The organism is Pseudovibrio sp. POLY-S9, from assembly GCF_001431305.1.
Lineage (GTDB): Bacteria > Pseudomonadota > Alphaproteobacteria > Rhizobiales > Stappiaceae > Pseudovibrio.
The window spans coordinates 87,607-94,642 of sequence record NZ_LCWX01000228.1; the positions used below are offsets into that span (position 1 = coordinate 87,607).

The window sequence follows — 7,036 nt, forward strand, 5'->3', positions numbered from 1 at the left end:
CAGCGTTTCATTGACGGGCTTTGGCATTCGTTGGTCATCGCGCTGGGCGTCATCATCATCTCAATCCCTCTTGGATTGGCTGGGGCTTTGCTGCTCACACGCCTGCAATCCCAAGCCACCACATTCCTCTATACCGTCCTTGTGTCGCCCATGCTCACACCGGGCATCGTGCTGGGGGCAACCACGCTCATCTTCTGGCGCGATGCCTTCGGGGTGGAAGGTGGCCTGCTGACCGCAACTATTGCTCAGTCCAGCTTCATCGCCTCCTACTGCATGCTCATGTTCATGGCACGCCTGCAACGGCAGGATATTGTGCAGGAAGAGGCAGCGTTGGATCTGGGAGCCTCTTCGTTCTTTGTGTTCCGCAAGATCACACTGCCATTCCTCATGCCGACCATTCTCACAGCCGCTGCAATCTCGTTCCTGCAGTCTATTGAGAACTACAACACCACCTTCTTTGCCATTGGCCCAAGCTGGACATTGGTCACGGAGATTGGTGCTCGCATGCGGTTTGGCATATCCCCTGTCATCAATGTCATCGGTGTTCTCTTTGTAGCAATTACGATAATTGCTGCTACAGTCTACGTGATGGCTCGCCGCAGGAAGGGACGCGGCTGAGTGTAATTGGGGGATGCGATGACATCAGGCGAAATGGGCGTCTTGGAGCAATTTTCACTATGCAAGGCAGAGGTGCTTCTGCCTGCATCAGCTCAAAGCGCCTACGCATATTTTCTGGAGAAAATCGACGCCTGGTGGCCCGCAGAGTACAGGTTCGCACATGAGGGCGTGCTCGGCATCGAGCCTCTGGTCGGCGGCTCATGCTTTGAGGATGTTGAAGACGGCAGGCGCTTACATTGGGGCACCATTCAGGAGCTGGAGGAGGGCAGCAAGATTGTCCTCGCCTGGCAGATTTCTCCCAAACGCTTTTTGATTGAAGACCCGCAAAAAGCTGGCATCGTCACAATTCAGTTTTCAGATGTTGAAGGTGGAGCGCAGCTCAAACTGGTGCATAGTCATTTTGAGCGCTACGGAGACGGCTGGCGGGAATACCTGCGTGCCATGAATTCCAGCGCCGGATGGGCCTACTGCCTGAACAAGCTGAAAACTGCCATCGTGAAAATCTAAGCATCTCGCTGAAAAGAGGAGCTGGATTTCGGATCAAGAGCCACATTTAGGAGCCTTCATGAAGCTCACGTTTCGTTGCCTGCCAGAACTACATGGACATATCCCAGAGCCTGTAGAAGCAAAGGCAGCTTTGCCCGACTGGTTGAAAGACATCCCGTCAACGGTCGAAAGCGAGTTGCTGGGCAGCGAACAGGTACGCACGCTTAAGCACTGCCCGCCGATCATTGATGGCTTTTCAACGGGTATCCTATTCAAGTTGCCCTGTGATGTGACGATGAAAGACGGCGAGTTCTCATGGCACTGGCCGAAGCCCGTCTCACCAAAAGCACAACAAACCCGATCACCCATCGGCCTGCATGTGCCAGAACAGGCAACCGGTGCACCGCTGGGCACGAACCCGGGCGATTTCATCATCAAGCTCAACAACTTCTGGAGTATCGAAGCCCCTGAAGGCATCTCGCTGCTCTTCACTCATCCGCTTAACCGCGAAGAACTGCCGTTCAGGACACTGGCCGGAGTGGTGGATTGTGACCGCTTCAAAGGTGGCTTTGTTCATTTTCCAGCGCTTTGGAAAGACCCAAAGTTCGAAGGCACGCTAAAAGCAGGCACGCCGATAGCGCAGGCCTTCCCATTTAAGCGTGAGGCGTTGGAGTTAGATTGTGCTCCGATGGATGAAGCTGAGTTCGAAACCCATCTGGACACACAAGGTAAACTGCAGGCAGAACCGGGTCACTACCGCAAATCTGTCCGTGCCAAGCGCTCCGTTGAGGCTTAGAAGGCAGGTGAGGGAAAGGCTACTCTAAGGAAGTATTGCCTTAGAGTTCAACGGCACGCGCCCGAATGATCCTTGGCTCATAATTTTCAGCAATTCAGGCCGAACAGGCGGATTGTTGGCAAACAACCGGCGCAACATGTCGATGCCCTCATTATTGCCCTGCATCTGCATGGCTTCTGCCGCGCCAAGAACGTTCTCAGCATCGTTTTCCAACTCAGCCCGCTTTTGGAAGGCTTGCAGGGCCAGGTCCGGAACCTCCATGTGCAGCGCGATGCGGGCAAGGTTCAGCAATCCATCGCTATCATCAGGGTAGGCGGCGGTGAACTCGGCAAAGTCATTGAGCGCTGCGGTGAAATCCTCCATGTCCAGACAAGCCGCAGCCCGTTCAAACATCGCGCCTTTGTGTTGTGGGTTGAGGTCCAGTGTCTTCTCGAAATTCTCAAGAGCCTGCACATTGTTGCCCGCACGGCGGCGTACAAGGCCAAGGTTGTACCAAAGGCTCGGGTTGGTCTCATCCTCCTCCAGCATGAGAAGAATGTACTTTTCCGCTATCGCCCAATCCTTCCGTGCAATCGCAGCTTCCAGCTTTTCGAGAATCTCTTCCATCGTTCGCCCTTCGTTACACCCTACAAAAGCGGTCCAATCATAGATGCCGAACACCGCTCGCAAGACCTATTTAAAGACGCAGGCCATTTAAATACAATTACCAAAGGTAAGAGAGGGAGGACACTGCACTTCAATTGAGCACTAAACGCTAAACATGATGGTTGCATGACGTCTGCACTGCCGCAAATGAAGGTTTGCCGATTAATTATTATTCCTCAGCTTCTCTTCTGCTTGATTTGTTAAACCTGCTAAATATATAACCGCAGCAACTCGTCGATACGATCTCAGCGGATAAACATCGTTTGCCCTTGGGCGCTGGCCCTCTAAGATCCTTGGTTTCGCTACGTCTTTGACAATCTCCAGTTGGGAAAACTGAAGAAATGAGGTGCCGCCGTCGCGAGAATGTCATGCTGGCCCTGTTAAATTCTCGGCCAGTCTTGAAAGAAAAACAACGTAAACGCACAGCGGCGTTTAGAGAGTGGCACGTATGTCCCTGGATACCGACAAGGAAGAAAAGCAGGCCAATCAGGAGCCGTTGAGATTAGGTCTCAACCGGCGTGCGGTTTATCGCAAACCCGTTGATGTGCGCTGGATCCTTCTGGCATCTGCCGGCATTTTTGCTCTCTTCTCCATAGCCTTCGACGTACCCGTCTGGGCCTCGTTCTTCGCATACGCCCTCATTTTTGTTCTGGTCATCGGCGGCGGTATGAAAAGCCGCACCAAGGTCAAAGCACCAAGCGGTGTCAGCCGCAAGGAAGCCAGCGAGATCGTCGACCGCGGCATGAAGTCCGCCGTCAACGCCCTGCCAGACCCGTGCTTTGTCGTCGATTATCGCGGCACCACCCAATACGTGAACCTCGCTGCACAGCGCCGCTTCGGCACCATTGCAGTTGGCGATCCTCTATCCTTCCGCATCCGCGCGCCATCGCTGCTGGAAGCGCTGGACCGTGTCTCCAATGGCGGCTCTACAGAAGTCATCGACTGGACCGAGAAGGTGCCGATGGAACTCTGGCTGGAAGCGCACATCGCGCCGCTCTGGTCCGTCTCCAGCGGAAACCTCGCCGTCCCCCGCGGACGCCCGGGTCTCATTCTCGTTGTCATTCGCGATCTGACCGAAGCCCGCCGCCTGGAGCGTATGCGGGCCGACTTTGTCGCCAACGCCTCCCACGAGCTGCGCACCCCGCTGGCGTCTCTGACAGGCTTCATTGAGACCTTGCAGGGCCCAGCCAAGGGCGACCCGAAGGCACAGGACCAGTTCCTCGGCATTATGCTGGATCAGGCAGAGCGCATGCGCCGTCTTATTGACGACCTGCTGTCCCTGTCCCGCATTGAGATGAAGGTGCACGTTCAGCCGGAAACCCTCGTGGATCTCAGCCTGATCATGCGTCATTCTGTAGAAACTTTGCTCCCGGTCGCGAAAGAATCGGGAGTTGAGGTGAATGTGAATGTACCTGAGGAACCTGCCGAGATTCGCGGTGAGAAGGACGAACTCGTTCAGGTCTTCAGCAATCTCATCGAAAACGCATTGAAATACGGTTCCAGCGGGGGGCGAGTCGATGTCACATGCCGTCTGGACCCTGATTCTACTGAGACACCACATTGGATTGCAGAGGTCCGCGACTTCGGTCCGGGTATTGATCCTGAGCACCTGCCGCGGTTAACCGAGCGTTTCTATCGGGTTGACGTTGTCACCTCCCGTCAGATGAAGGGGACAGGTCTCGGTCTGGCCATCGTAAAACACATTCTGACAAGGCACAGGGCTCGCCTGGAAATTGAGAGCAAACCAGATGAAGGCGCCTGCTTCCGCGTGTTCATACCCGGTGCTGTTATTTATGATGAAAATGATATCGATTAAAATAATATAATAAATTCAAATACTTGCAATGTCATAAAACTGATACGCAACGTTCATATAACCATCACAGCCAAACGCTAGGTTACAGCCAGCTCGCAGCCGGGGCGCTGTGAGGTGAACGTAGTTAAACAGTTTAGAGCGCGTTCCGTTTGATTGGTTTCAATCAAATGAAAAGAATTCGCTCAAGCAAAGATGAGAGCACGTTGTGTGAATATTATGAACGCAACGCGCTCTTAAACCAAGACTCCCAGGAGACTTCAGGTGAAAATCAAGGCATTCGCAAGCGTTGCAGCGCTCGCTCTCGCAGGTACCATTGCTGCTGGTTCCGCACAGGCTCGTGATCAGATTCAGATCGTTGGTTCTTCCACTGTTTTCCCATTTGCAACAGCTGTAGCTGAGCAGTTTGGTCAGAAGACAAACTTCAAAACACCAGTTGTTGAATCCACTGGTTCAGGTGGCGGCATCAAGCTCTTCTGTGAAGGCGTTGGCGAAAACACTCCTGACATCACCAATGCTTCCCGCCGCATGAAAGGCAAGGAGCTGGTGAAGTGTAATGAAGCTGGCGTAACCCCAGTAGAAGTTACTGTCGGTTTCGACGGCATCGTTCTTGCGAACTCCAAGGCTGGCACTCAGCTGGACCTGACACTGGCTCAGATCTTCCTCGCGCTTGCGAAAGAAGTTCCAGTGGACGGCAAACTGGTTGCAAACCCATACCAGACCTGGGCAGACATCGATCCTTCCCTTCCTAACTCGAAGATCGAAGTGCTTGGCCCTCCACCAACATCCGGTACCCGTGACGCATTTGCTGAGCTGGCAATGCAGGGCGGTTGTAAAATGGTGCCAGGTGCTGCTGACCTCGGTCTGAAGAAAAAAGCGTGTCACGAAGTCCGTGAAGACGGCGCGTACATCGAAGCTGGTGAAAACGACAACTTGATCGTTCAGAAACTGGATGCGAACCCGAATGCACTCGGCATCTTCGGTTTCTCCTTCCTTGATCAGAACGCTGACAAGATCCAGGGCGCAAACATTGCAGGCGTTGCTCCAACATTTGATGCAATTGCTGCAGGCGACTACCCAGTGTCCCGCTCCTTGTACTTCTACATCAAGAAAGAGCACGTTGGCGTAATCCCAGGTATCGCTGAATACCTTGGTGAGTTCACCAATGAAGACACTTGGGGTGACGAAGGTTACCTGGCTGACAAAGGTCTGATCCCGATGCCAGCAGCTGACCGTGCAGCAGTTTCTAAATCTGCATCAGCGCTGACACCACTTGCATTCTAATTGCAAACGCTAAGAAAGCGGTCAGCATGTCCAGCTGACCGCTTTCCTGCATCCTCCAAAAATTAAAGCCAGATAAGGCGAAACAACAAATGTTCTGGACTTACGCTGCCCTTCTTCTACTGGTCTTCGTAACCGCGAATGTCTACGGGCGTTTCCGGGCGATGCAGGTTGCTGGTCATCAGCTCTCTGCACTGCATTCCCGTCCAAGCTACCATGGTGGATACTTGGCCATTCTGGCCGCTCTTCCAGCATTTGTCCTTTTGATTGCATGGGCAGTCGTTGAGCCGCGCTTGCTTGATACAATGGTTATCAGTGCAAAGGCCGAGATTGTCGAAGGGCTGTCCAAAGCAAAACTTCAGGCATTTCTGCGGGACGCGCGCGCCATCGCATTCGGCGGCATTGTGGCCTTCTCAGATGCTGGCAAAGAGCAGGCGGCAGAAGTGTTCAGCTCGCTCGCGCAAACTTCCCTTTTTCTGAAAACAGCACTGATCATCGCCTTGGTTGCTGGTGGTCTGTGGTACGGCAATCGCACCATCGCACCGGCGATGCGAGCCCGTCATTTTGTAGAGCGCACCGTCATGGGGTTGCTGATCTTGTGCTCCGCTGTTGCGATCTTCACCACCATCGGCATCGTTCTCTCGCTTATCTTCGAAAGCTTGATGTTCTTCCGCCAGATCCCAATTCTGGACTTCGTCTTCGGAACTCACTGGAGCCCGCAAAGCGCCTTTGAAGGGGCAGGGGCTGAGCACGGCGAAGCCAATACTGAAATCTTCGGTGCAATCCCGCTTCTGGTTGGCACCATGCTGATCACGGCAATTGCTATTTTCGTGGCCGCACCTGTTGGTCTGCTCTCCGCAATTTACCTCTCCGATTATGCAAGCACGCCAGTGCGCGCCATTGCAAAGCCGGTTCTGGAAATTCTGGCTGGTATTCCAACCGTGGTCTACGGCTTCTTCGCGGCGTTGACTGTGGCACCCTTTATCCGTGGCTGGGGCGAAAGCATCGGCCTGTCAGTCAGTTCAGAATCTGCACTGGCCGCTGGGCTTGTCATGGGCATTATGATCATTCCGTTCGTCTCCTCCCTTTCTGACGACGTGATCAACGCGGTACCACAGTCACTGCGCGATGGCTCTGCCGGTCTTGGTGCCACCAAGTCGGAAACAATCCGCCGGGTTGTTCTGCCAGCCGCTCTTCCGGGCATCGTGTCCGCTCTCATCCTCGCCATCTCCCGCGCCATTGGTGAAACCATGATCGTGGTGATGGCTGCAGGGCTTGCCGCAAACATAACGGCAAACCCGCTGGAAGCTGTAACAACCGTGACCGTGCAAATCGTCACCTTGCTGGTCGGTGACCAGGAATTCGACAGCGCGAAAACACTCGCAGCATTTGCACTC

At 53.9% G+C, this 7,036-nt stretch carries 7 protein-coding genes; 6 read left to right on the forward strand and 1 reads right to left on the reverse strand.

What is annotated here, in order from left to right:
* The 3 genes from PPL9_RS23055 to PPL9_RS23065 all read left to right on the forward strand — a co-directional run.
* The coding region (locus PPL9_RS23055) for an ABC transporter permease subunit (protein ID WP_244273444.1) at positions 1-618 on the forward strand (618 nt) is incomplete at its 5' end.
* 18 nt (positions 619-636) lie between these two features.
* The gene (locus PPL9_RS23060; protein ID WP_057464910.1) at positions 637-1,125 is read left to right on the forward strand and encodes an SRPBCC family protein; all 489 of its coding nucleotides are present in this window, start codon (positions 637-639) and stop codon (positions 1,123-1,125) included.
* A gap of 58 nt (positions 1,126-1,183) precedes the next feature.
* Positions 1,184-1,900: a hypothetical protein gene (locus PPL9_RS23065; RefSeq protein ID WP_057464911.1), complete on the forward strand. Its 717-nt coding sequence runs from the start codon at positions 1,184-1,186 to the stop codon at positions 1,898-1,900.
* A 24-nt stretch (positions 1,901-1,924) separates the two neighbouring features.
* Here PPL9_RS23065 and PPL9_RS23070 read toward each other — a convergent pair whose 3' ends face one another.
* Positions 1,925-2,506 carry a tetratricopeptide repeat protein gene (locus PPL9_RS23070; protein ID WP_057464912.1) on the reverse strand — a complete coding sequence of 194 codons (582 nt, stop codon included), beginning with the start codon at positions 2,504-2,506 and terminating at the stop codon, positions 1,925-1,927.
* Between the two features lie 487 nt (positions 2,507-2,993).
* Here PPL9_RS23070 and PPL9_RS23075 point away from each other — a divergent pair, with 487 nt between their 5' ends.
* From PPL9_RS23075 to pstC, 3 genes are all read left to right on the forward strand, one after another.
* Positions 2,994-4,361 (forward strand): ATP-binding protein, encoded by a 1,368-nt coding sequence (locus PPL9_RS23075; RefSeq protein ID WP_057464913.1) that lies wholly within the window; start codon positions 2,994-2,996, stop codon positions 4,359-4,361.
* 261 nt (positions 4,362-4,622) lie between these two features.
* On the forward strand, positions 4,623-5,642 hold the full coding sequence (locus PPL9_RS23080) for a PstS family phosphate ABC transporter substrate-binding protein (protein WP_057464914.1): 1,020 nt from the start codon (positions 4,623-4,625) through the stop codon (positions 5,640-5,642).
* Positions 5,643-5,731: 89 nt separating this feature from the next.
* Positions 5,732-7,036: phosphate ABC transporter permease subunit PstC (gene pstC, locus PPL9_RS23085; RefSeq protein WP_244273445.1), on the forward strand; the 1,305-nt coding region annotated here is incomplete at its 3' end.

Excerpts from the sequence above, each read along its gene's own strand:
- PPL9_RS23070 (WP_057464912.1), bottom strand. The coding sequence starts at position 2,506 with ATGGAAGAGATTCTCGAAAAGCTGGAAGCTGCGATTGCACGGAAGGAT.
- PPL9_RS23065 (WP_057464911.1), top strand. The coding sequence starts at position 1,184 with ATGAAGCTCACGTTTCGTTGCCTGCCAGAACTACATGGACATATCCCA.
- PPL9_RS23060 (WP_057464910.1), top strand. The coding sequence starts at position 637 with ATGACATCAGGCGAAATGGGCGTCTTGGAGCAATTTTCACTATGCAAG.
- PPL9_RS23075 (WP_057464913.1), top strand. The coding sequence starts at position 2,994 with ATGTCCCTGGATACCGACAAGGAAGAAAAGCAGGCCAATCAGGAGCCG.